The 22,175-nt window shown below is 70.9% G+C and carries 17 protein-coding genes and 1 pseudogene; 8 read left to right on the top strand and 10 right to left on the bottom strand.

What is annotated here, in order from left to right:
* Nucleotides 1–163: 163 nt before the first annotated feature.
* Together serS and ACFWGJ_RS01615 are read left to right on the top strand one after the other, a co-directional pair.
* The gene (gene serS / locus ACFWGJ_RS01620; RefSeq protein ID WP_189771472.1) at nt 164–1,441 is read left to right on the top strand and encodes a serine--tRNA ligase; all 1,278 of its coding nucleotides are present in this window, start codon (nt 164–166) and stop codon (nt 1,439–1,441) included.
* Entirely contained in the window at nt 1,438–2,325 is an 888-nt protein-coding gene (locus ACFWGJ_RS01615; protein WP_387320206.1) for an HAD family hydrolase, read from the top strand. The genes serS and ACFWGJ_RS01615 overlap by 4 nt, the downstream gene beginning before the upstream one ends.
* A 331-nt stretch (nt 2,326–2,656) precedes the next feature.
* Here the strand turns inward: ACFWGJ_RS01615 and ACFWGJ_RS01610 are convergent, their stop codons facing one another.
* The 5 genes from ACFWGJ_RS01610 to ACFWGJ_RS01590 all read right to left on the bottom strand — a co-directional run bounded on the left by ACFWGJ_RS01610 (nt 2,657) and on the right by ACFWGJ_RS01590 (nt 6,714).
* A complete protein-coding gene (locus ACFWGJ_RS01610; RefSeq protein WP_387320205.1) occupies nt 2,657–2,929 on the bottom strand; it encodes a hypothetical protein in 273 nt (90 codons plus the stop codon).
* A gap of 166 nt (nt 2,930–3,095) precedes the next feature.
* The gene (locus ACFWGJ_RS01605; protein WP_210881397.1) at nt 3,096–3,815 is read right to left on the bottom strand and encodes an ABC transporter permease; all 720 of its coding nucleotides are present in this window, start codon (nt 3,813–3,815) and stop codon (nt 3,096–3,098) included.
* 11 nt (nt 3,816–3,826) lie between these two features.
* On the bottom strand, nt 3,827–4,738 hold the full coding sequence (locus tag ACFWGJ_RS01600) for an ABC transporter ATP-binding protein (protein ID WP_383941801.1): 912 nt from the start codon (nt 4,736–4,738) through the stop codon (nt 3,827–3,829).
* Between the two features lie 49 nt (nt 4,739–4,787).
* Nucleotides 4,788–5,711, bottom strand: coding sequence for an ABC transporter permease (locus ACFWGJ_RS01595; RefSeq protein WP_381832695.1), 924 nt, complete (start codon nt 5,709–5,711; stop codon nt 4,788–4,790).
* The gene (locus tag ACFWGJ_RS01590) at nt 5,701–6,714 is read right to left on the bottom strand and encodes an ABC transporter ATP-binding protein (RefSeq protein ID WP_387320234.1); all 1,014 of its coding nucleotides are present in this window, start codon (nt 6,712–6,714) and stop codon (nt 5,701–5,703) included. Before ACFWGJ_RS01590 ends, ACFWGJ_RS01595 begins: the two co-directional genes overlap by 11 nt.
* A 263-nt stretch (nt 6,715–6,977) precedes the next feature.
* On the opposite strand from ACFWGJ_RS01590, the pseudogene ACFWGJ_RS01585 reads away from it, so the two are divergent.
* The 6 genes and pseudogenes from ACFWGJ_RS01585 to ACFWGJ_RS01560 form a co-directional block, all read left to right on the top strand.
* Nucleotides 6,978–7,082 (top strand): annotated as a pseudogene (locus ACFWGJ_RS01585) (Xaa-Pro aminopeptidase); the annotation flags it as partial.
* A gap of 17 nt (nt 7,083–7,099) precedes the next feature.
* Nucleotides 7,100–8,857, top strand: coding sequence for an SDR family oxidoreductase (locus tag ACFWGJ_RS01580; RefSeq protein WP_387320233.1), 1,758 nt, complete (start codon nt 7,100–7,102; stop codon nt 8,855–8,857).
* A 151-nt stretch (nt 8,858–9,008) separates the two neighbouring features.
* Nucleotides 9,009–9,953: a MerR family transcriptional regulator gene (locus ACFWGJ_RS01575; protein ID WP_387320204.1), complete on the top strand. Its 945-nt coding sequence runs from the start codon at nt 9,009–9,011 to the stop codon at nt 9,951–9,953.
* A gap of 122 nt (nt 9,954–10,075) precedes the next feature.
* Nucleotides 10,076–10,729 (top strand): RNA 2'-phosphotransferase, encoded by a 654-nt coding sequence (locus ACFWGJ_RS01570; RefSeq protein WP_387320203.1) that lies wholly within the window; start codon nt 10,076–10,078, stop codon nt 10,727–10,729.
* 153 nt (nt 10,730–10,882) lie between these two features.
* Nucleotides 10,883–11,794 (top strand): LLM class flavin-dependent oxidoreductase, encoded by a 912-nt coding sequence (locus ACFWGJ_RS01565; protein WP_387320202.1) that lies wholly within the window; start codon nt 10,883–10,885, stop codon nt 11,792–11,794.
* A 230-nt stretch (nt 11,795–12,024) separates the two neighbouring features.
* The gene (locus tag ACFWGJ_RS01560) at nt 12,025–12,912 is read left to right on the top strand and encodes a Cof-type HAD-IIB family hydrolase (RefSeq protein ID WP_387320201.1); all 888 of its coding nucleotides are present in this window, start codon (nt 12,025–12,027) and stop codon (nt 12,910–12,912) included.
* 123 nt (nt 12,913–13,035) lie between these two features.
* On the opposite strand, the gene ACFWGJ_RS01555 is transcribed toward ACFWGJ_RS01560, so the two are convergent.
* The 5 genes from ACFWGJ_RS01555 to ACFWGJ_RS01535 all read right to left on the bottom strand — a co-directional run bounded on the left by ACFWGJ_RS01555 (nt 13,036) and on the right by ACFWGJ_RS01535 (nt 22,054).
* Nucleotides 13,036–14,094, bottom strand: coding sequence for a peptidoglycan DD-metalloendopeptidase family protein (locus ACFWGJ_RS01555; RefSeq protein WP_387320200.1), 1,059 nt, complete (start codon nt 14,092–14,094; stop codon nt 13,036–13,038).
* 199 nt (nt 14,095–14,293) lie between these two features.
* A complete protein-coding gene (locus ACFWGJ_RS01550) occupies nt 14,294–15,892 on the bottom strand; it encodes a GAF domain-containing sensor histidine kinase (RefSeq protein WP_387320199.1) in 1,599 nt (532 codons plus the stop codon).
* A gap of 69 nt (nt 15,893–15,961) precedes the next feature.
* Nucleotides 15,962–19,459 (bottom strand): thiol reductant ABC exporter subunit CydD, encoded by a 3,498-nt coding sequence (cydD, locus tag ACFWGJ_RS01545; protein ID WP_387320198.1) that lies wholly within the window; start codon nt 19,457–19,459, stop codon nt 15,962–15,964.
* A gap of 64 nt (nt 19,460–19,523) precedes the next feature.
* The gene (cydB, locus tag ACFWGJ_RS01540; RefSeq protein WP_381833855.1) at nt 19,524–20,528 is read right to left on the bottom strand and encodes a cytochrome d ubiquinol oxidase subunit II; all 1,005 of its coding nucleotides are present in this window, start codon (nt 20,526–20,528) and stop codon (nt 19,524–19,526) included.
* Between the two features lie 20 nt (nt 20,529–20,548).
* Nucleotides 20,549–22,054 carry a cytochrome ubiquinol oxidase subunit I gene (locus ACFWGJ_RS01535; RefSeq protein ID WP_210881411.1) on the bottom strand — a complete coding sequence of 502 codons (1,506 nt, stop codon included), beginning with the start codon at nt 22,052–22,054 and terminating at the stop codon, nt 20,549–20,551.
* Nucleotides 22,055–22,175: the final 121 nt, after the last annotated feature.

The following is a 22,175-nucleotide window of genomic DNA, read 5'->3' as shown; positions in this document are numbered from 1 at the left end:
ACCCGCCGCAATCCGCCTGCCCCCTTGCAGGGAGCCGGGCCCTTTTCGATTGACGCGGACCGACACAATCCAAACGATTCGACAATTTCCGCAAAGCAGGACAGAAGCGACAGATCGGAATACCGGGTCGTGTCCCGGAACTCCGCACCGGTAGCCTTGTGGGGTGATTGACCTTCGCCTGCTTCGTGAGGACCCCGACCGTGTTCGCGCCTCCCAGCGCGCCCGTGGAGAGGATGTCGCGCTCGTCGACTCCCTGCTCTCCGCCGACGAGCGGCGCAGGTCGTCCGGCGTCCGCTTCGACGAGCTGCGCTCCGAGCAGAAGGCGCTCGGCAAGCTCATCCCCAAGGCCTCGGGAGACGAGAAGGCCGAACTGCTCCAGAAGGCGGGCCGGCTCGCCTCGGACGTCAAGGCGGCCGACGCCGAGCAGCACGAGGCGGACGAGGAGACCAAGCGGCTCCTGCAGCAGCTCGGCAACCTCGTGCACCCCGACGTCCCGGTCGGCGGCGAGGAGGACTTCGTCGTCCTGGAGACGCACGGCACGATCCGCGACTTCGGCGCCGAGGGCTTCGAGCCCAAGGACCACCTGGAGCTCGGCGAGGCGCTGGGCGCCATCGACGTCGAGCGCGGTGCCAAGGTGTCCGGCTCGCGCTTCTACTACCTGACGGGTGTCGGCGCGCTCCTTGAGCTCGCCCTCGTCAACGCGGCGATCGCGCAGGCCACGGAGGCCGGCTTCATCCCGATGCTGACCCCGGCGCTGGTCCGCCCGCGCGCCATGGAGGGCACCGGCTTCCTCGGCCAGGCCGCGGAGAACGTGTACCACCTGGAGAAGGACGACTTCTACCTGGTCGGCACCTCCGAGGTCCCGCTCGCGGCGTACCACATGGACGAGATCCTCGACGCGGACAAGCTGCCGCTGCGCTACGCGGGTTTCTCGCCGTGCTTCCGCCGCGAGGCCGGCACGTACGGCAAGGACACCCGGGGCATCTTCCGCGTGCACCAGTTCGACAAGGTCGAGATGTTCTCGTACGTCGATCCGGCGGACGCGGAGAACGAGCACCAGCGGCTCCTGGACTGGGAGAAGCAGTGGCTGACCGGCCTCGGGCTGCCCTTCCAGGTCATCGACGTGGCCTCGGGCGACCTGGGTTCGTCCGCCTCGCGCAAGTTCGACTGCGAGGCGTGGATCCCGACCCAGGGCAAGTACCGCGAGCTGACCTCGGCCTCGAACTGCGACGGCTTCCAGGCCCGCCGGCTTTCGGTGCGCATGCGGGACGGCAAGAAGGTGCAGCCGCTCGCGACCCTGAACGGCACGCTGTGCGCCGTTCCGCGCACGATCGTGGCGATCCTGGAGAACCACCAGCTGGCCGACGGTTCCGTACGGGTGCCCGAGGTGCTGCGTCCGTATCTGGGCGGCCGTGAACTGCTGGAGCCGATCTCCAAGTGACCGGCACCACCGAGTCGACCGAGTCGACCGAGTCCGACAGGGCGGCTTCCGCGACGTCCGGGGCGTCCCAGTCGTCCGGGGCGGCCGGGGCGTTCCCGTACAAGCTCGTCGCGACCGATCTCGACGGAACGTTGCTGCGCTCCGACGACACGGTCTCGGAGCGCACCCGTGAGGCGCTCGCCGCGGCCACCGTGGCGGGTGCCGCGCACCTCGTTGTCACCGGCCGGGCGGTCCCCTGGACCCGGCACATCCTCGACGACCTCGGGTACGAGGGCCTCGCGGTGTGCGGCCAGGGCGCCCAGCTGTACGACGCCGGGGCGCACCGGCTGCTCACGTCGGTGACCCTCGACCGGCAGCTGGCGGGGCTCGCGCTCGCCAAGATCGAGGCGGAGGTCGGCCCGCTGGCCCTCGCCGCGAGCCGTGACGGTCTCGACGGTAACGTGCTGGTCGGGCCCGGCTACCGCGTGCAGGGCCTGCTGCAGTCCGTGCCGTTCACCGATGTGGCCGAGCTGTGGGCCGCGCCCCTGACCAAGATGTACATCCAGCATCCCCGTCTCACCGACGACGAGCTGACGTCCGCGGCGCGGGCGGCGGCGGGCTCGCTGGTGAACATCGTGATGGCGGGCGAGAACATCGTGGAGATCCTGCCCCTGGGCCTGTCCAAGGCCACGGGGCTCTCCCTGGCGGCGCGCCGCCTGGGCGTGAAGGCCGCCGACACGATCGCTTTCGGCGACATGCCGAACGACATACCGATGTTCGCGTGGTCGGCGCACGGCGTGGCGATGGCCAACGCCCACACGGAACTCAAGGCCGTGGCCGACGAGATGACCCTGTCGAACGACGAGGACGGCATCGCGGTGGTGCTGGAGAGGCTGCTGGGCTAGGGCCTGTCTGACAATTCCCGTCTGCCGCGCGGCGCCTCGGAGTCCCGCCCGGGAGGGGCGGCCCGCGCGGAGGTACGCGCTCGAAGCGGCCGCCCCGGGCAGCTCCCGTACGGGGCGGACTCGACGGAGCTGACTACTCCGGAGCCCGCGCGCTGCCCTGCCGGGAGCCCGGCGAACCGCCACTGACGGGCATCGCCGTGCTCCTCACCCGGACTGCGGCGCCGGAGGAATCCGGCGGCCTGGACATGACCACTGTGCCCGTGGGACGAGTCGGACGCCACCGAATAATCGGACGCCACCGGTTGAAAGGGCGTACGGCGGGCGAAGGGATTCAGCGCCGCCGCCACCTGCGTCGCCGCGCCTTGCTGAAGAACCATCCGGCGGGCGGCTCGTCGGAGCGCCAGGGCTGTGGATCGGGGCCGCCCTCGCGCCAGCGGGCCGCGAGCATACGGGCGCGCGCGGACGGCTCGGCCGTATCGGCGGAGCGTATGAAGTCCTCGTCCAGGACGAGTTCGTCCCAGACCTCCCCGGCGGCCTCCGCGTGGTCTTCGCCGCGGCCCTGTCCGTCACCTCGTCCGTCACCGCGTGGCGCCTGTGCCGTCATCCCCGTTCCTCCTCGTCGCATCCCCTCGGGCAAGTGTGCCGTCACCGGCGTAAAACCCACTTCAAGATCAGAAATCCACCGCGGGACCCAAGACAAATGCGGCTCCACGCGCGCGTGGAGCCGCATCGGCCGTCCGAAGCCCCGCCTGTCGGGGCCCGGGAGCGGCCTACTCCTCGCCGGCCAGCGTCAGCGTCCGCAGTTTCTGTCCCGCGAACCAGGTGGCGGCGACGGTCACCACGACCAGCAGCACCGTGCCGGTGGTCAGACCCACGTCGGAGGTGACGAGATCCCCGCCGGAGACCTTGTGGGCCACCGCGAGCGACCACTGCTGGACGCTGAGCGTCTTCGCCCCGGAGACCAGCGTCCCGAAGAGCGCCTCCCACACGAGGGCGTAGACGAGCCCGAAGACCACCGCGTGCCGCGTGATGGTGCCGAGCAGCAGGAACAGCGCGGCGTACGCGATGGAGGCGACGAGCGCGGCCACGGTGTAGGCGACGGCGACCTGCTGGCCGTTGCCGTTGAGGATCAGCCCGGCGAGGAACGTCGGGACCGCCGAGAACACCATGGTGACGGCGATGGCGACGATCAGCTTGGTGAAGATGATCGTGGGGCGCTTGACCGGCTTGGCGAGCAGGTAGACGACCGAGCCGTCGTCGATCTCGGGGCCGATCGCACCGGTGCCCGCGATGACGCCGATGATGGGCACCATCGTGGCGAGCGCGAAGCCGCCGAGGACGTCCGCGGCCACCTGGTCGTCGGCGCCCGTGAAACCGCGTACGGCCGCGGAGATGACGATCAGCAGGACGGGCAGGGCGCCCAGGATGAGGGCCCGGCGGCGGCCGAGGAGGCCGCGGTAGGTGAGCCGGGCGACTGTGGGGTCGTACATCTTTCGGCCTCCTACGCCGCGACGAGATACGAGAAGACGGACTCAAGGGACTCGTCGGACGGCGAGACCGTGAGCAGTCGGATGCCGTGGTCGCGGGCCACGCGCGGCAGCAGTGCCGTGAAGCGCGGGAAGTCGACGGCCTGGATGCGCAGGGCGCCCTCCTGGAGGTCCACCTCGATGCCGGACGTCGACGGGTCGGCGATCAGCGCCGCCGCGAGTGCGCGGTCGTCGCTGGAGCGGACCAGATAGCGGTGCGGGCGGTCGGTCATCAGGCGGCGGATCCGGCGGAAGTCGCCACTCGCCGCGTGCCGGCCGGCGACGATCACCTCGATGTGCGAGGCGAGCTGCTCGACCTCCTCCAGGATGTGCGACGAGAAGAGGACCGTGCGGCCCTCGTCGCCCATCCGCCGCAGCAGGTCCATCAGCTGCATGCGCTGGCGCGGGTCCATGCCGTTGAAGGGCTCGTCGAGCAGCAGCAGCGAGGGGTTGTGGACGAGCGCGGAGGCCATCTTCACGCGCTGGCGCATGCCCTTGGAGTACGTCGAGATCTTCCGGTCCTGCGCGTACTCCATCTCGACCGTGGCGAGGGCCCGGTGCGCGGCCTTGTCGCCGAGGCCGTGCAGCTCGGCGTTGGCGACGACGAATTCGCGGCCCGTGAGGAAGTCGTACATCGCCTCGCGCTCGGGGACGATGCCGATCTCCTTGTAGATCTCCTCGTTGCGCCAGGTCGGCCGGCCGTCGAGGGTGACGGAGCCGGTGGAGGGGGCCAGGAAGCCGCCCATCATGTTGATGAGGGTGGACTTTCCGGCGCCGTTCGGGCCGAGCAGGCCGGTGACGCCGGGGCCGATGGTCATGGTGATGTCGTTGACGGCCACCACGTTGCCGAACCAGCGCGAGACGTGGTCGATGGTGAGGGTGCTCATGGGCGCGGCCCGTTCCTTCGAAGGGTGGTGGCGGACGACGGGCGGGCGGTCACAGTCCGACCTTTCGGTAGCGGCGCATCAGGAGGCCGTAGCAGCCTGCGATCAGCCCCAGGACGACGACCAGGAAGACGACGCCCTGGGCGCTCGACGGGCCCTCGCCGCCGGGGAAGGCGGAGGTGGCGCCCAGGAAGGCGGTCTGCACCCCGTCGATCAGCGTGATCGGCGAGAAGAGGCCGAGCCAGGCGATCGCGTCGGTGCTGGACTGGTCGTAGGCGATGGCCTGGACGGTGGACACCGCTCCGTAGGAGATGGTCAGCACGGCGATGACGGCGGCGATACCGAAGCCGCGGCGCGGGGTGACCGCCGAGATGACCAGGCCGATGCCCGCGAAGAGCAGGGAAAGCAGTGCCACGGAGACGAGCCCTTGTCCGAACCCCTTGGTCTGGTCCCAGAAGTCCAGTTTGGCCAGCAGCGCCCCCACGTACAGCACGAGCAGCGGGGCGGCGGTGAGCATGAACAGTGCCGACGCCAGCGCCGCGTACTTGGCGCGTACGTAGTCGGCGGTCTCGATGGGACGGGAGAAGTACAGCGGGACGGTCTTGAAGCGCAGGTCGCGGGAGACGGACTGGGGTCCCTGGGAGGCGACGTACAGACCGATGACGGCCTGCATGATGACCGCGTAGCGCGTGTAGTCGACGGGCAGGTCCTTCGCCTTGGTGGCGACGGCGACCGCGACCATGATCAGCGCGGGGACGCACATCACCACGAAGAGCAGCATCGGCAGCACTTTGGACTTCACCGAGCGGCCGAGGCCGTACGAGCCGCGCAGGGACATCGAGTAGAGCGAGCGGCGGGCGTACGCGCGGCCCAGGCGCGGGCCGTCGTAGTTGCGGTAGCCGATGTTGTGGATCCGGGTCTGCTCGCCCCCGCGGGCCGGAGCCGGGACCTGTGCCTGGGGCTGCTCAACCGCCATGGCCGACCGCCTCCTTCCGCTGTTCGTCGCCGTTCTTCAGGGCCGACCGCGCTTCGGCGTCCCTGGCCGCCTGCTCGTCGCTGTCCTTGAAGACCTCCGCGATGTGGTGCCTGCGCTGCTCCATGCGCACCAGACCGAGGCCCAGGTCGGCGACGACGTCCCGTACGAGGTCGTACGTCTCCTCGCCCTGCGCGGTGAGCAGGAGGATGTGGCCCGCGCCGGGCAGTCCGCTGCCGTCGTGGGTCTCGACCCCGCGCGCGTGCAGCACCTCGCGCAGTGCGCCCGTGCCGTCCGGGTGCTCGTCCGTGTCGGTGACCTCGACCGCGAGGATCGCCGTGCGCTGCGTGAAGTCCGTGGTGGAGCTGGACCGCAGGAGCTTGCCGCCGTCGATGACGACGACGTGGTCGCAGGTGCGCTCCAGCTCGCCGAGCAGGTGCGAGGTGACCAGGACGGAGATGCCGAAGTCGGTGTGGATGCGCCGGATCAGGCCCAGCATCTCATCGCGGCCGACCGGGTCGAGGCCGTTCGTCGGCTCGTCGAGGAAGACCAGCTGCGGGTCGTGGACCAGCGCCTGCGCGAGTTTCACGCGCTGCTTCATGCCCGTCGAGTAGCCGCCGATGGGGCGGTACCGCTCCTCGTAGAGGCCGACGTGGCGCAGCGTGTCCGCGGTGCGCTCGCGGGCCGCCGCCGGGGGCAGGCCGGACATGCGCGCCATGTGGACGACGAACTCGGTGGCCGAGACGTCGGGCGGCAGACAGTCGTGCTCGGGCATGTATCCGACGCGCTCCCGGATGTCGCCGCCCTTGGTGGCGACATCGAGGCCGAGCACCGCGGCGCGGCCCTCGGTGGCGGGGGACAGCCCCAGCAGGATCTTGATCAGTGTGGACTTGCCGGCTCCGTTGGCTCCGACGAGTCCGGTCACACCGGGTCCGACGTCCACGGAGAGCCGGTCAAGAGCGGTCACCCTGGGGAACCGCTTGCTCAGGCTTTCGGTCGCGATCACAGTCACATTTCGAAGGTAGTGGCGCAGGCCACATCGGTCGTCAGACCTGGGAGCTGTATCGCTGTCACTCTTCAGGCGTACGGGCCCGTAGGGGTCCCCCTCAGGTCGAACAACCGACGCCCGCCGCTGTGCCCGGGTCGCCCGGGTCACCCGAGTCGGCCGTGTTGTCCACAACCACACGGTTTTCCACAGGTCTCGCACCCACCCCTTGACGCAGCCGCCGACAATGGTCACATTCATCAGTGTCAAGTTACGGGCGCGTACGGCAGGAGATCCTCGTGGTCACGGACTCCCGGGACCCCGAGCAGAGCGCGTTCCGGCTGTACGACGACGTGCCGCACGTGCGGCGCCGGGCGGAGGACGAGTGACCCTTGCCGAAGGACGAGTGCCCCTCGCGGGCGGCCGCGAGCGCCGGGTGCGTACGGGTGGTGTCGAGCTGTGCGTCGCCGAGTGGGGAGATCCCGCGACGCAGCCCACGGTGGTGCTCGTGCACGGCTATCCGGACTCCAAGGAGGTGTGGTCCGAGGTCGCCGGGCGCCTGACCGAGCGCTTCCACGTCGTGCTGTACGACGTGCGCGGCCACGGTGGATCCACCGCGCCCCGGCCCCTGCGCGGCGGGTTCACCCTGGAGAAGCTGACGGACGACTTCCTGGCGGTCGTCGACGCGGTCAGCCCGGACCGGCCGGTCCATCTGGTCGGCCACGACTGGGGTTCGGTGCAGGCCTGGGAGTTCACCACGGTCGAGCGCACGAGAGGACGGATCGCGTCCTTCACCTCGATGTCCGGTCCGTCCCTGGACCACTTCGGGCACTGGATCAAGAAGCGCGTGTCCCGCCCCACGCCCCGCAAGGTCGGGCAACTGCTCGGCCAGGGCGCCAAGTCCTGGTACGTGTACCTGCTGCACACCCCCGCCCTGCCCGAACTGGCCTGGCGCGGCCCCCTCGGCAAGCAGTGGCCGAAGATCCTTCGCCGCCTGGAGAAGGTCCCCGCCGGCGGCTATCCGACCTCGTCGCTGCCCCGGGACGCGGCCAACGGCGCCTGGCTGTACCGCGACAACATCCGCCCCCGCCTGGGCAGGCCCCGCGACGACGCGTACGCCCACGCGCCCGTGCAGCTCATCACGCCCCTGGGCGACGCCTACCTCTCGGAGCGGCTCTACGACGAACTGGAGCAGTGGGCCCCGCAGCTGGTGCGCCGCACCCTGCCGGCCAAGCACTGGATCCCGCGCACCCGGCCCGACCAGGTGGCGGCCTGGATCACCGAGTTCGTGACCGCGACCGAGGGCGGACGGCCTGCGCCCGCAGTGAGCGGCCCGCACGCCGAGCGTTTCGGCGGGCAGCTCGTCCTGGTCACCGGCGCGGGCAGCGGCATCGGACGGGCCACCGCCCTCGCGTTCGCGGAGGCCGGCGCGCGCGTGGTGGCCGTCGACCGGGACGCGCGGAGCGCGGCGCGCACCGCGGAACTGTCCCGGCTCGCCGGCGCCCCGGAGGCCTGGGCCGAGACCGTCGACGTCTCGGACGAGCAGGCCATGGAACAACTGGCCTCGAAGGTCGCCGCCGAATACGGGGTGGTCGACGTCCTGGTGAACAACGCCGGGATCGGGCTGTCCGGCTCCTTCCTCGACACCACCGCGGAGGACTGGCGAAGCGTCCTGGACGTCAATCTGTGGGGCGTGATCCACGGCTGCCGGCTCTTCGGGAAACAGATGGCGGAGCGCGGGCAGGGCGGCCACATCGTCAACACCGCGTCGGCTGCCGCGTATCTGCCCTCGAAGGCACTGCCCGCCTACAGCACCTCCAAGGCGGCGGTGCTGATGCTCAGCGAGTGTCTGCGTGCCGAACTGGCGGGCCAGGGCATCGGCGTCTCGGCGATCTGCCCCGGATTCGTCAACACCGCCATCACGTCGACCGCGCGCTTCACCGGAGTCGACGCCGACGAGGAGGAACGGCGCCGGAAGAGGTCGGCGCGGCTGTACGGGCTGCGCAACTACCCGCCGGAGAAGGTCGCCCGGGCCATCGTCCGGGCCGTCGTCCGCAACCAGGCCGTGGTGCCCGTGACGGCGGAGGCCCGCGGCGGCCGTCTCATGTCCCGGTTCGCTCCCAGGGCGCTGCGTGCGATCGCACGGATGGAGCCGCCGCTGTGACAGACCACCACGCCCTCACGCCCCGCCGGGTCTTCCTCGGTCCGGGGGGCCGATCGGCGGGGCGGCGATCGCGTAGCGACGGGCGCTCGGGAGGGCAGGGAACCGAAAGCGCAGGGAACTGAAAGGGCAGGGAACCGAAAGGACAGGGACTGTGATCGACGAGCCGGCCGGCGCCGCGTACCGGATCGAGGACCTGGCGCACCGCAGTGGCGCCACGGTCCGCACGATCCGCGCCTATCAGGACCGCGGGCTGCTCCCCCGCCCGGAGCGGCGCGGGCGCGCCAACCTCTACGCGGACGCCCATCTGGCCCGGCTGCGGCAGATCGCGGACCTGCTGGACCGCGGTTACACCCTGGCCTCCATCAAGGAGCTCCTGGAGGCCTGGGACGCGGGGCGCGGCCTGGGCGGCGTGCTCGGTCTGGTCGCGGAGGTCGACGGGCCGTGGACCGACGAGGAGGCGGTCCGTATCTCGCGGGCCGAGCTCGACGAACGGTTCGGCGGTCACCCGGACGACGCGGCGGTGGCCGAGGCGGTCGAGCTGGGAGTGCTCGAACGGATCCCGGACCAGGACGACACGTTCCTCGTGCCGAGCCCCCAAGAGCTGGCGGTGGCCGCCGAGTTGTACGAGGCGGGCGTCCCGCTGTCCGCGATCTCGGGCCATCTGCGGGAGTTGAGGGGTCAGGTGGAGCACATCGCTTCCCGGTTCCTGGAGTTCACGGCCGAGCACGTCTTCGCCCGCTACCTCGGCGAACACCCGCCGAACGACGCCGACGCCACGGAAGCGGCAGCCCTCGTACGACGGCTCAGGCCGCTCGCACGCCAGACGGTGGATGCCGAACTGGCCCGGGCCATGCAGTTGTTCGCCCATCGACAGCTGCGCCGGCATCTCGGTGTGGAGAAACCCCTGGCGGACCAGGAGGAGACGCGTACTGTGACCGTTCCGGCCACGACAATGTCCGCCGTGGAAGGGCTTGTCGGCGCGGAGCACGCGGCCGAGTTCATCGCGCTGGCCGCTGAACGCGAGATCAGAGCGCGGGCCTTGGACACACTTGCCGCACATCGCTCTCAAACGGCGGACGTTGACGAACCATCATAAAATGTCAGGGAGTTGTCCACAGATTCGCCAACTCCGGCTGTGGATAACGCATTTGGCTGTGGATCAAACCTCCGGGCCAAAATCAAATGCGTGATCAGTGTCTCTCCAGGCACCCTGACGGGATGAACGAGAGACCCATGGACGAGAGGCGCGCCACGGACGAGAAGCGCATCGCGGGCGAGCGGCACACCGCTGGCGAGCGGCACACCGCCGGCGAGCAGCGCACCGCTGAAGAGAAGCGCACCGTGAAGGTGTCGAAGTACCTCTCGAAGCATCTGCGGCACCAGCCCGAGCGCATCGGGCTCACGCTCGACGACGGCGGCTGGGTCGAGATCGGCACGCTGATGGACGCGGCGGCGGCGCACGGCTTCCCGTTCACCCGGGACGAGCTGGACCATGTGGTGGCCACCAACGACAAGCGGCGTTTCGCGATCGAGGGCACCCGGATCCGCGCCAGCCAGGGCCACTCCGTGGAGGTCGACCTGGGGCTGCCTTCGGCGACCCCGCCCGCGTACCTGTACCACGGCACCGTCGCCCGCAGCCTGGACTCGATCCGCGCCGAGGGGCTGCGGCCCATGAACCGGCACGACGTGCACCTCTCGGCCGACCGCGAGACGGCGACCCGCGTCGGAGCCCGCCGGGGCCGCCCCGTCGTGCTCTCCGTGGACGCCGGCGCCATGAGCCGCGACGGGCACGTCTTCACGGTCAGCGCCAACGGCGTCTGGCTCACGGCCGCCGTACCCCCACGCTACCTGCGGTTTCCGGCCACGCACTGAGGAACCGGTGAGCGGGGTGGCCCGCGCCGGGCCGCCGCGTGCCGCTGCCGCTTACCCGACGGGACTCCGGCCATGGCCGGAATCCCGGCCACACCGCCACCCCGCCGGTCGGCCGCTTCGGTGTGCCGCACGGCTGCGCTTAGGCTCTGCGGCATGAGTCTGCGCCTGAGCACCGTGATCCTGCCGTACCTCCGCTGGCACGAGGGAGGACGTTCCACCTGGCAGCGCGCCGAGCAGCTCGGGTTCCACACCGCTTTCACCTACGACCACCTGGCCTGGCGCACGTTCCGCGAGGGCCCCTGGTACGGCGCCGTGCCGACGCTGACCGCCGCCGCGGGCGCCACCGACCGGCTGCGCCTCGGCACCCTGGTGACCTCACCGAACTTCCGGCACCCGGTGGCCCTCGCCAAGGAACTGATCTCCCTCGACGACATCTCCGGTGGCCGGATCACGCTGGGCATCGGCGCGGGCGGCTCCGGGTTCGACGCCACGACACTGCTGCGCACCGGCGAGGAGCCGTGGACACCGCGCGAGCGCGCGGACCGCTTCGGCGAGTTCGTACCGCTGCTCAACCGGCTGCTCACCGAGGACACCGTGTCGTACGACGGCACGTTCTACTCGGCGCGTGAGGCCTACAACATCCCCGGCTGTGTGCAGCGCCCCCGGCTGCCCTTCGCAGTGGCCGCCACCGGGCCGCGCGGGCTGAGGCTCGCCGCCGCGCACGGACAGGCGTGGGTGACCACCGGGGACCCGAAGATCTTCGAGACGGGCACGCCCGAGCAGTCGGTGGACGCCCTGCGCGGCCAGCTGGAGAAGCTGGCCGTCGCGTGCGGGACGGTCGGGCGCGATGTGCGGGAGCTCGACAAGGTGCTGCTCACCGGTTTCACCCCGGACCGCGGGCGTCCGCTGGAGTCCCTCGACGCGTTCGTCGACTTCGCGGGCCGCCACAAGGAGCTGGGTTTCACGGACATCGTGATCCACTGGCCCATCCCGGACTCCGACTTCGCGGCGGACGAGAAGGTCTTCGAGCAGATCGCGCTGGAAGCGGTCGCGCAGTTGGGCTGACGCCCCTTCGAAGTCCGGCGCCCGCCGGGGAGGGGCCCAAGCCCGGTCAGGGGCCGAAGCCCGGTACGCGACTGCGGGTCGTCTCTGGTTGCTCGCGCCGTTCCCCGCGCCCCTTCCGGGGCGCCCCGCCCAGCGGCTGCGGCTTGCAGCTCGCGGCTTGTGGGGGAAAAACGGCAGGTGAGGGGTTGCGTCACTCACATGTGCGGACCGCCGCACGCCCGTGCGCGCATATGCGGGAGAATGGCGCGGTGACCTCAGCGACCCGACGGCCCGGGATCCCGGCCTCCCCCCTCCCGACCCGCCTGATCGCCACGGACCTCGACGGCACCCTGCTGCGCGACGACAAGTCCGTCTCACCGCGCACGGTGGCAGCCCTCGCCGCCGCCGAGGCGGCCGGCATCGAGGTCTTCTTCGTGACCGGGCGCCCGGCCCGCTGGATGGACGTCGTGAGCGACCACGTCCACGGCCACGGCCTCGCCATCTGCGGAAACGGCGCCGCCGTGGTCGATCTGCACGGCGGCCCCGGCGCCCACCGCTTCGTCAAGGTGCGCGAACTGGCGCGGGAGAACGCGCTCGACGCCGTACGGCTGCTGCGCGACGCCGCTCCGGGCACCCTCTTCGCCATCGAGCAGACCTACGGCTTCTACCAGGAGCCCGCGTACCCGAAGCTGCACCTGGAGGCGCCCGACACCGTCGCGCCCGCCGAGAAACTTCTGGCCCCGGACGCCCCGGGCGCCGACGAGCCGGTGCTCAAGATCCTCGCGTTCCACCACGAGATCGCCCCGGACGACTTCCTCATGACCGCCCGGCTGGCCATCGGCGACCGGGCCAACGTGACCCGGTCCAGCCCCAGCGCGCTGCTGGAGATCAGCGGCCCCGGCGTCTCGAAGGCCAGCACGCTCGCGCTGTGCTGCGCCGAGCGCGGTATCTCGCACGAGGAGGTCGTCGCTTTCGGTGACATGCCGAACGACGTCGAGATGCTCACCTGGGCGGGCACGTCGTACGCGATGGGCAACGCGCACCCCGACGTGATCGCCGCGGCGTCCGGACGCACGGCCGCCAACACCGAGGACGGCGTGGCCGTCGTCATCGAGCGGATACTCGCGGAGCGCCGGTAGGCACGGACGACGGCGGCGGATCGGACCACTGAGCCAGTTCGCCCGCAGCCCGTCGTCCGGCTGCCGTCGTCCGGCTGGCCGGCGGTCGGCAGTCGGCAGTCGGCGGCCGGCCCGCTCCTACGGCTACAGCCGCACTCCCCGCTCGGCGAGCCACTCCCGGGGGTCGACTCCCGATCCCGGCTGCGGCGTCAGGCGTACCTCGAAGTGGAGATGCGGGCCCGTCGAATTGCCGGTCGTGCCCGACTGGCCGACCCACTGGCCCGTGGACACCCGCTCCCCCTGGTCCACGGTCACGGCCGCCAGATGGGCGTACTGCGTGTAGTAGCCGCCCGCGTGCCGCACCACGACCTCCATGCCGAACGGGCCGCCGCACGACACCTTGACCACCCGCCCCCGGCCCACCGCACGCACCGGCGTGCCGATGTCCACCGCGAAGTCCTGCCCGGTGTGCCGGCTCGCCCAGCGTTCACCGCCGCTGCCGAACCCCGCGGACAGTCCGTACGTCTCCACCGGCGGGATCCACGGCTGGGTGAAGGCCTCGTCCGGCTGGTCGAGCCGGACGGGGCCCCGGCACGCACCGGCGGCGGCCGAGGCGTCCGCCTGCCCTTGGAGCGTGCCCTGGGCCTCCTCCAGTTTTCGCTCGATGCCGCGCTTGATCCCGGCGAGTTCGTCGTTGCGCCGCTCCAGCACCTGCCAGGCGGATGCCGCCCTGGACTCGTCGGCGGTGAGCCTGCGCTCGGCCCGGCGGCTCTTGGTGACGGCGTTGTCGACCGCCAGATCCGCCCGCCAGAGGGCACGCCGACCGCGCATCAGCTCCTCGGGACTGTCCGCGAGCAGCAGCTGCGCGGTGTGCGGGAGCCCACCGCCGGTGCGGTACTGGGCGCGTGCGATGCGGCCGAGGTCCCCGTGCAGCACCGCGATGTCCCGCCGCTCCCGGTCGAGAAGCCGCTCCAGTCGCTGGGCCCGGCGCCGCTGCTCGTCGGCCTGGCGGCGCCCCGCCTCGTACCGCTGCGTCGCCGCCGCCGCCTCCTCGTACAGCCGCACCACCTCGGCGCCGGCCCCGCCGGAGCCGTCGGAGCCGTCGGCGTCCCCGGTGGCCGTCGCGGGCCCCGCCGCCAGGACGGCGGGCGCGCACAACAGCGCCGCGACGAGCAGGTGACGGCGAGGTCGACGTGAGCGCATGACATGGATCGTGTCGCGCGGGGACGGCTCCGGTCCTGTTCAAGTCGTACACCTGGGGGAGCGGCAGGCACGGATGGACCACCGCGCTGGGCTGAACAGGGCCCCGCCGATGCCGTTTCGGCGAGTCGCCCCACGCGCCTCGCGCCGCCCGGCCCACCCGGTCCGCACGGCAAGCACGGCACGCACGGCCCGTCCGGACTCAGTACGGCGCCTCCCAGACCACCGACGTGCCGCCGCCGTCCTCCCCGGACCCCGGGCCGTACCAGCTGTCCCCGCCCAGCGACTCCGCGCGCCGCTTCAGGTTCTTCAGGCCGCTGCGCCGGCCCCCTTCGGGGATACCGACGCCGTCGTCCGTCACCGTCAGACGCACGCCGGTCCGCTCGCCCGGAAGCCGTACGGTCGCGTCCACGGTGACGTCGATGTGGGCCGCTCCCGCGTGCCGGAAGGCGTTGGACAGGGCTTCGCGCAGGGCCGCGACGAGGTTCTTGGCCGTGAGTTCGCCGACCACCGTGTCCACGGACCCGACGAATCGGTGGGACGGCTTGAAGCCGAGCGGTACGGCGGCCATGTTGATCTCCCGCAGGACGCGCGTCCGCAGCCGGGTCGGAAACTCCGCGGGTCCCTGCTGGAGTGCGAAGATGGCCGTACGGATCTCCTGAATGGTGACGTCGAGTTCGTCGACGGCCTTGCCGACGCCCTTGCGCACCTCGGGCAGCACGGACCGCCGCTGGGCGCTCTCCAGCAGCATCCCGGTGGCGAACAGCCGCTGGATGACGAGATCGTGCAGGTCACGGGCGATCCGGTCACGGTCCTCGTAGACCGCGAGCTGTTCCCGGTCCCGCTGCGCCTCGGCCATCATGAGCGCGAGGGCGGCCTGGGAGGCGAACTGTGTCGCCAGGGTGCGCTCGGCATCCGTGAACGGGCGGGCGTCCGCCGCGCGTGCCATGACGAGGGTCCCCAGGACCCGGCCGCCGCTCTGGAGCGGAAGGAGCATCGTCGGCCCGTAGCCCCGGGAGAGGTCGGCGAGCATCCGCGGGTCCGAGGCCGCGTCCTCGACGAACACGGCGTTGCCCGCGAGGATCTGGCCCGCCACCGCGTTCTCGGGCGGCACGACGAGGCCCAGGGCCCTCGACGGATGCTCGGACGCCACGGCGACGATCTCCAGGCCGCCCGCCGCCGCGGGCAGGAGCACGAGCCCGGCCATCGAGTCGGAGAGCCGGCGGGCCTGTTCGGCGACCACCTGAAGGGCTTCGTCGGCGTCTCCACCGGAGAGAAGTGCGGTGGTGACGGCCACCGATCCGTCGATCCAGCGCTCCCGCCGTTTGGCGGCCCCGTACAGGCGCGCGTTCCCCACCGCGATGCCCGCCTCGCGCGCGAGTACGCGCACCATGTCGAGGTCGTGCTCAGCGAACGGGCGTCCGTCGCGCTTCTCGGCGAGGTAGAAGGTGCCGAGGCTCTCGCCCTGTACGCGGACGGGTACGGCCAGGAAGCCGGCCTCGGGTGAACGACATGGCCCCTCGGTCCCCTCCGTCTCCGCGTAGCCGTCCGGCAGCCGCCCGATCCAGCGGACCGGCTGTCCGTCGGTGTCCGGGCCCGCGTGCTCGGCGAGGCCGTCCCCGCACTCCGCCGTCAGTCCGACCGCCGCGTAGCGTGCGTCCGCCAGGTCCGCCGCGGTCTCGCAGATGCGTTCCAGCGTGGACCGCAGCCGCAGACCGCTTCCGACCGCCCGCATCGCCTCCAGCAGCCGCGGCACGTCGTCTGGGTTCGGGGCGCCACCGGGGCCCGGCTCGACTGACATGCACCGAGCCTAGTTAGTCCCATTTGTCTGGGAAAGTCGAACCCTGGCATGTGATTCCGTGCGCTTGTCTCACCGTGCGAAGGCTGGCATCTCCATCCGGCTCTCCCGCTCGGCCATCTCCCGCAACGGCCCTTCGGCACGCACCAACTCGTCGAAGGCGCCCCGCTGCACCACCTGTCCCTCGGCCATGACGATCACCTCGTCCACCGCTTCGAGGCCCGCGAGCCGATGAGTGATCATCAGCGTCGTACGTCCCTCGGTCGCGGCCAGCAGATCGTCGGTGAGGGCGTCGGCGGTCGGCAGGTCGAGGTGCTCGGCGGGCTCGTCGAGCACCAGCACGGGAAAGTCCGCGAGCAGCGCACGGGCGAGCGCCAGCCGCTGCCGCTGTCCCCCGGACAACCGGGCCCCGTGCTCACCGATCATCGTGTCGATCCCGTCGGGCAGGCCCTCGGCCCAGTCGAGCAGTCGCACCCGGCCCAGCACGTCCCGCAGCGCGGAGTCCGTCGCGTCCTTCCGCGCGAGCAGCAGGTTCTCGCGCACCGAGCTGTCGAACAGGTGCGCGTCCTGCGCACAGAGCCCGACCAGTCGCCGCACGTCGTCACCGTCCATGCCGTACGCGTCCACACCCCCGAGCGTGTACGTCCCTCCGCGTGGGTCCAGGAAGCGCAGCAGCACCTGCGCCAGCGTCGTCTTGCCGGATCCGGACGGCCCGACGACAGCGGTCCGGCGCCCCTGTTCGAGCACCAGGTCCACCCCGGCGACCACGTCCCGCTCCTGCCCCTCGTACCGGACGGCCAGATCCTTCACCACGACCGGGAACGGCGATCCGGGCGCCCTCGCCGGCCGCTCCGGTTCCCGTACGGGCTCGGGCGCGTCCAGGACCTCGTACACGCGCTCCGCGCTTCTGCGCACCCGCTGTCGGTACTGGGCGGCGAGCGGCAGGCCCAGGACTGCCTCGAAGGCGGCCAGCGGTGTGAGGACGACGACGGCCGTCGCCACGCCGCTGAGGCGCCCGTCGAGGACCGCCTGGGCGCCGACGAGCGCGGCGGCCGTGACGGTGAGGCCGGAGATCAGCGCGGTCAGTCCGTCGCCGAGCGCGGTGGCGGTGGCGGCGCGCGAGGTGATGCGGGTGAGTTCGGCGTCGGCCCGCCGCGCCTCGGCGGTACGGGCGGGCAGCGCGCCCGCGACGGTCAACTCGGCGGTTCCCGTGAGGAGATCGGCCACCCGGGTCGCCAGGACACCGCGTGCCGGTGCCAGCCGGCGCTCGGCGCGGCGCGCGACGGCGCCGGTCACCAGCGGCACGCCCACGCCCGCGGCCAGCAGCCCGACGGCGAGCACGGCACCCGCCTCGGGCAGCAGCCAGGCCGTGAACCCGACCGAACCGGCGGAGACGACGGCCGCCGCGGCGGCGGGCAGCAGCCAGCGCAGCCAGTAGTCCTGCAGCGCGTCCACATCGCTGACGAGCCGTGAGAGCAGATCACCACGCCGGGTGGTGCGCAGCCCCGCGGGTGCCAGCCGTTCGAGACGCCGGTACACGGCGACCCTGGTGTCGGCGAGCATCCGCAGCACCGCCTCGTGCGACACCAGCCGCTCGGCGTACCGGAAGACGGCCCGACCGATCCCGAAGGCCCGCGTGGCCGTCACGGCGACCATCAGATACAGCACGGGCGGCTGCTGCGAGGCCCTGGAGATCAGCCAGCCCGAGGTGGCCATGAGGCCGACGGCGCTTCCGAGCGCGAGGCTGCCGAGCAGAAGGGCCAGCGCGAGGCGACCCCGGCGCGGACCGGCCATGGCACGGACACGCGCCAGCACGTCGCCGCGGCCGTCCGGGACCGCGGCCGTCTTTTCCGCGTCTGCCACGGGCACGGACGCCACCACGTCGGAGCGGTCCGGCCGCGTGGCGCCGGGCCCTGCGGCGGTTCGGTCCGCCGAAGCCGCCGGTTCCAGGCGCACCACCCGGTCGGCCACGCCCAGCAGGGCGGGCCGGTGGACGACCAGGAGGACGGTCCGTCCGACGGCGAGGCGCCGGACCGCCGCCACCACCTCGGCCTCGGTCGCCCCGTCGAGTGAGGCCGTCGGCTCGTCGAGCAGCAGCACCGGCCGGTCCGCGAGGAACGCCCGCGCCAGGGCTAGCCGTTGCCGCTGCCCGGCGGACAGCCCGGCACCGTCCTCGCCCAGGAGCGTGCGCAGTCCGTCGGGGAGCGCGTCCACGAACTCCAGGGCCCCGGCGTCGGCCAGCGCCTCCCGCACCGCGGCGTCGTCCGCCTCCGGTCGCGCCAGCCGCACGTTCTCGGCGACGGACCCGGCGAACAGATGGGGCCGCTGCGGCACCCAGGCGACGTGCGAACGCCACTTCTGCGGGTCGGCGTCCGTCAGATCGACCCCTCCGACCTCGACCCGCCCCTGCGTGGGCCGGACGAACCCCAGCAGCACATTGAGGAGAGTCGTCTTGCCGACGCCGCTGGGCCCGACGAGCGCCACCGTCTCTCCGGGGGCCACCGTGAAGGACACATCGGACACCGCGTCGGACGTCCGCCCGGGGTAGCGGACCGTCACTCCCTCGAAGCGCAGCTCACCGGGGGCGGGCGCCACAGCGGTCCCGGGCTCCCGCACCGGCGTCTCCAGGACCGAGAAGATCTCCTCGGCGGCCGACAGTCCCTCCGCCGCCGCGTGGTACTGCGCCCCGACCTGGCGCAGCGGCAGATAGGCCTCGGGGGCGAGGATCAGCACGACCAGTCCGTCGTACAGCTCCATCTCGCCGTGGACGAGCCGCATGCCGATGGTCACCGCGACCAGGGCGACCGAGATCGTGGCGAGCAGTTCCAGCGCGAAGGACGAGATGAAGGCGATCCGCAGGGTCCGCATGGTCGCCTGCCGGTACTCCCCGGTGATCCGCCGGATGGACTCGACCTGCGCCTTCGCCCGCCCGAAGACCTTGAGCGTGGGCAGCCCCGCGACGACGTCCAGGAAGTGCCCCGACAGCCGGGACAGCAGGTGCCACTGCCGGTCCATCTGGGACTGCGTGACCCAGCCGATGAGCATCATGAAGATCGGGATGAGCGGCAGGGTGCCGACGATGATCGCCGCCGACACCCAGTCCTCGGTGACGATCCGCGCGAGCACCGCGACCGGTACGACCACCGCGAGCCCCAACTGCGGCAGATAGCGCGAGAAGTAGTCGTCGAGGGCGTCCACCCCTCGGGTGGCGAGCGCGATCAGTGAACCTGTCCGCTGCCCACCCAGCCACTCCGGACCGAGCGCGCCGGCCCGTTCCAGCAACCGTCCGCGCAGCTCCGACTTGACCGCCGCGCTCGCCCGGTGCGCCGCGAGTTCGGTGAGCCAGGAGATGAGCGCGCGTCCGACCGCGACAGCCGCCAACAGAAGCAGTGGCGTGCGGAGTTCAGCCGTCGACAGCCCGTGCTGGAAGGCGCCGACCACCACTTCGGCGATGAGCATGGCCTGGGCGACGACCAGCCCCGCTCCCACAACTCCCAGTCCCACGACCGCCATCAGGAAGAGACGGGTGGCACGGGCGTATCGAAGAAGTCGCGGGTCGATCGGTTTCACGTGAAACACACCTTCTTCTCATGGGGCATGTTTCACGTGAAACATGCCCCCGGATCGATGGGCCTCAGTGCACGGCGTCGGCGATGTGCTGGGTACCGATCCGCTTGCGGAACACCCAGTACGTCCAGCCCTGATAGAGCATGACCACCGGTGTGGCAATCACCGCACACCAGGTCATGATCTTCAACGTGTACGGGCTGGACGAGGCGTTGCTGACCGTGAGGCTCCACTCGTCGTTCAGCGAGGACGGCATGACGTTCGGGAAGAGCGTCAGGAACAGCATCGCGACCGCGGCGACGATGGTGAGGCCCGACAGCCCGAAGGCCCAGCCCTCACGCCCCGCCTGGTTCGCGCCGATCGCCGCGACCAGCGCGACCACCGCCACGACCAGCGCGACCAGACTCGTGCCGTCGCCGTTCTCGACCTGGGTCCAGAGCAGGAAGACCAGCGCGAGCGCGGCCGTCACCACTCCGAGCCGCAGAGCCAGTTTCCGCGCCCGCTCCCGGATGTCACCGAGGGTCTTGAGCGCCGCGAACACCGCTCCGTGGAAGGTGAACAGCGTCAGCGTCACCAGCCCGCCCAGGACGGCGTACGGATTGAGCAGGTCACCGAGACTGCCCACGTACTCGAAGTTCTGGTCGATCTTCACGCCCCGGACGATGTTGCCGAAGGCCACACCCCACAGGAACGCCGGGAGCAGCGAGGTCCAGAAGATCGCGTTCTCCCAGTTGCGCTGCCACTGCTCCTCGGGCCGCTTGGCCCGGTACTCGAACGCGACTCCGCGCAGGATCAGGCAGACGAGGATGAGCAGCAGGGGCAGATAGAAGCCGGAGAAGAGCGTGGCGTACCACTCGGGGAAGGCGGCGAAGGTCGCGCCTCCCGCCGAGAGCAGCCACACCTCGTTGCCGTCCCAGACCGGGCCGATGGTGTTGATGAGCACCCGCTTCTCGGTCCGGTCGCGGGCGAGCAGCTTGGTGAGGACGCCGATCCCGAAGTCGAAGCCCTCCAGGAAGAAGTAGCCGGTCCACAGGACGGCGATGAGGACGAACCAGATGTCGTGAAGTTCCATGACTCAGCAGCTCCCTGGGCCTAGTACGAGAAGGCCATCGGCTTGTCGGCGTCCCGGGGGTCGCCGCCGATCTTCGTGGGCGGGTTGAGGTCGGCCTCGGTGAGCTCGGGCGGTCCGGCCTTGATGTACTTCGCGAGCAGCTTCACCTCGACGACGGCGAGGATCGCGTAGATCGTCGTCAGGACGGCAAGCGAGATGATCATCTCGGTCTGGGACACACCGGGGGAGACCGCGTCACGGGTCTGCATGACGCCGTAGACGACCCAGGGCTGGCGGCCCATCTCGGTGAAGATCCAGCCCCACGAGTTGGCGATCAGCGGGAAGGCCATCGTCCAGACCGCCAGGAGCCAGTACAGCCGGGTGAGCCTGGAGCCGAGCGGCTTCCTCAGCAGCACCAGATGCGGTACCTCGTCCTCACCCGTGCGCCGGGCGGCCGGCAGCAGGAACTTCTTCCGGGTCAGCCACAGTCCCAGCAGGCCCAGGGAGAAGGACGCCATGCCGAAGCCGATCATCCAGCGGAAGCCCCAGTAGGCGACGGGGACGATGGGCTTGTAGTCGCCGGGGCCGAACTTCTCCTGCTCGGCCTTGTTGGTGTCGTTGATGCCGGGCACGTACGAGTCGAAGTCGCTGTGGGCGAGGAAGGACAGGAGACCGGGGATCTCCAGGGCCACCGAGTTGTGCCCCTTGTCGACGTCCCCGTAGGCGAACACGGAGAAGGGGGCGGGCTCCTCGCCGTCCCACAGGGCCTCGGCGGCGGCCATCTTCATGGGCTGCTGCTCGTACATGACCTTGCCGAGGGTGTCGCCGCTGATCGCGGTGAGCAGGCCGCCGACCGCCATGGTGACCAGGCCGAGCCGCAGCGAGGTCCGCATCACCGGGATGTGCTTCTTGCGCATCAGGTGGAACGCCGCGATGCCCACCATGAAGGCGCCGCCCGTCAGGAAGGCCGCCGAGAAGCTGTGGAACACCTGGTTGAGCGCGGTGTTCTGGGTCAGGACCAGCCAGAAGTCGGTGAGCTCGGCACGGCCCTTCTGCTCGTTGATGCGGTAGCCGACCGGGTGCTGCATCCAGGAGTTGGCCGCGAGGATGAAGTACGCGGACAGCAGCGTGCCGATCGAGACCATCCAGATGCAGGCCAGGTGGATCTTCTTCGGCAGCTTGTCCCAGCCGAAGATCCACAGCCCGATGAACGTGGACTCGAAGAAGAAGGCGATCAGGGCCTCGAAGGCGAGCGGGGCACCGAAGACGTCACCGACGAAACGTGAGTAGTCGGACCAGTTCATACCGAACTGGAACTCCTGCACGATGCCCGTGACGACACCCATCGCGATGTTGATCAGGAAGAGCTTGCCCCAGAACTTGGTGGCTCTGAGGTACTTCTCCTTCTCCGTGCGCACCCAGGCGGTCTGCAGGCCCGCGGTGAGCGCGGCGAGCGAGATCGTGAGCGGGACGAAGAGGAAGTGGTAGACGGTGGTGATGCCGAACTGCCATCGCGCTATCGTCTCCGGCGCCAAAGCCAATTCCACGTCGTCAACTCCTTACGTCGCCGTGGTAACCGCGGCAGTTTGTCCCGCTTGCCCCAGACATCCAGGGAGCAAATGGGACGCGCTTGTGAACGCGTTCACATTCACAAGCAATTATGACGCA

The organism is Streptomyces sp. NPDC060205 (assembly GCF_042728395.1).
Lineage (GTDB): Bacteria > Actinomycetota > Actinomycetes > Streptomycetales > Streptomycetaceae > Streptomyces.
Note: the sequence above shows the minus strand (reverse complement) of the source record. Positions and strands in the feature narration are given on the sequence as shown.

Excerpts from the sequence above, each read along its gene's own strand:
- ACFWGJ_RS01610 (WP_387320205.1), bottom strand. The coding sequence starts at position 2,929 with ATGACGGCACAGGCGCCACGCGGTGACGGACGAGGTGACGGACAGGGC.
- ACFWGJ_RS01605 (WP_210881397.1), bottom strand. The coding sequence starts at position 3,815 with ATGTACGACCCCACAGTCGCCCGGCTCACCTACCGCGGCCTCCTCGGC.
- ACFWGJ_RS01600 (WP_383941801.1), bottom strand. The coding sequence starts at position 4,738 with ATGAGCACCCTCACCATCGACCACGTCTCGCGCTGGTTCGGCAACGTG.
- ACFWGJ_RS01595 (WP_381832695.1), bottom strand. The coding sequence starts at position 5,711 with ATGGCGGTTGAGCAGCCCCAGGCACAGGTCCCGGCTCCGGCCCGCGGG.
- ACFWGJ_RS01570 (WP_387320203.1), top strand. The coding sequence starts at position 10,076 with ATGAACGAGAGACCCATGGACGAGAGGCGCGCCACGGACGAGAAGCGC.
- ACFWGJ_RS01565 (WP_387320202.1), top strand. The coding sequence starts at position 10,883 with ATGAGTCTGCGCCTGAGCACCGTGATCCTGCCGTACCTCCGCTGGCAC.
- ACFWGJ_RS01560 (WP_387320201.1), top strand. The coding sequence starts at position 12,025 with ATGCGGGAGAATGGCGCGGTGACCTCAGCGACCCGACGGCCCGGGATC.
- ACFWGJ_RS01555 (WP_387320200.1), bottom strand. The coding sequence starts at position 14,094 with ATGCGCTCACGTCGACCTCGCCGTCACCTGCTCGTCGCGGCGCTGTTG.
- ACFWGJ_RS01550 (WP_387320199.1), bottom strand. The coding sequence starts at position 15,892 with ATGTCAGTCGAGCCGGGCCCCGGTGGCGCCCCGAACCCAGACGACGTG.
- cydB (WP_381833855.1), bottom strand. The coding sequence starts at position 20,528 with ATGGAACTTCACGACATCTGGTTCGTCCTCATCGCCGTCCTGTGGACC.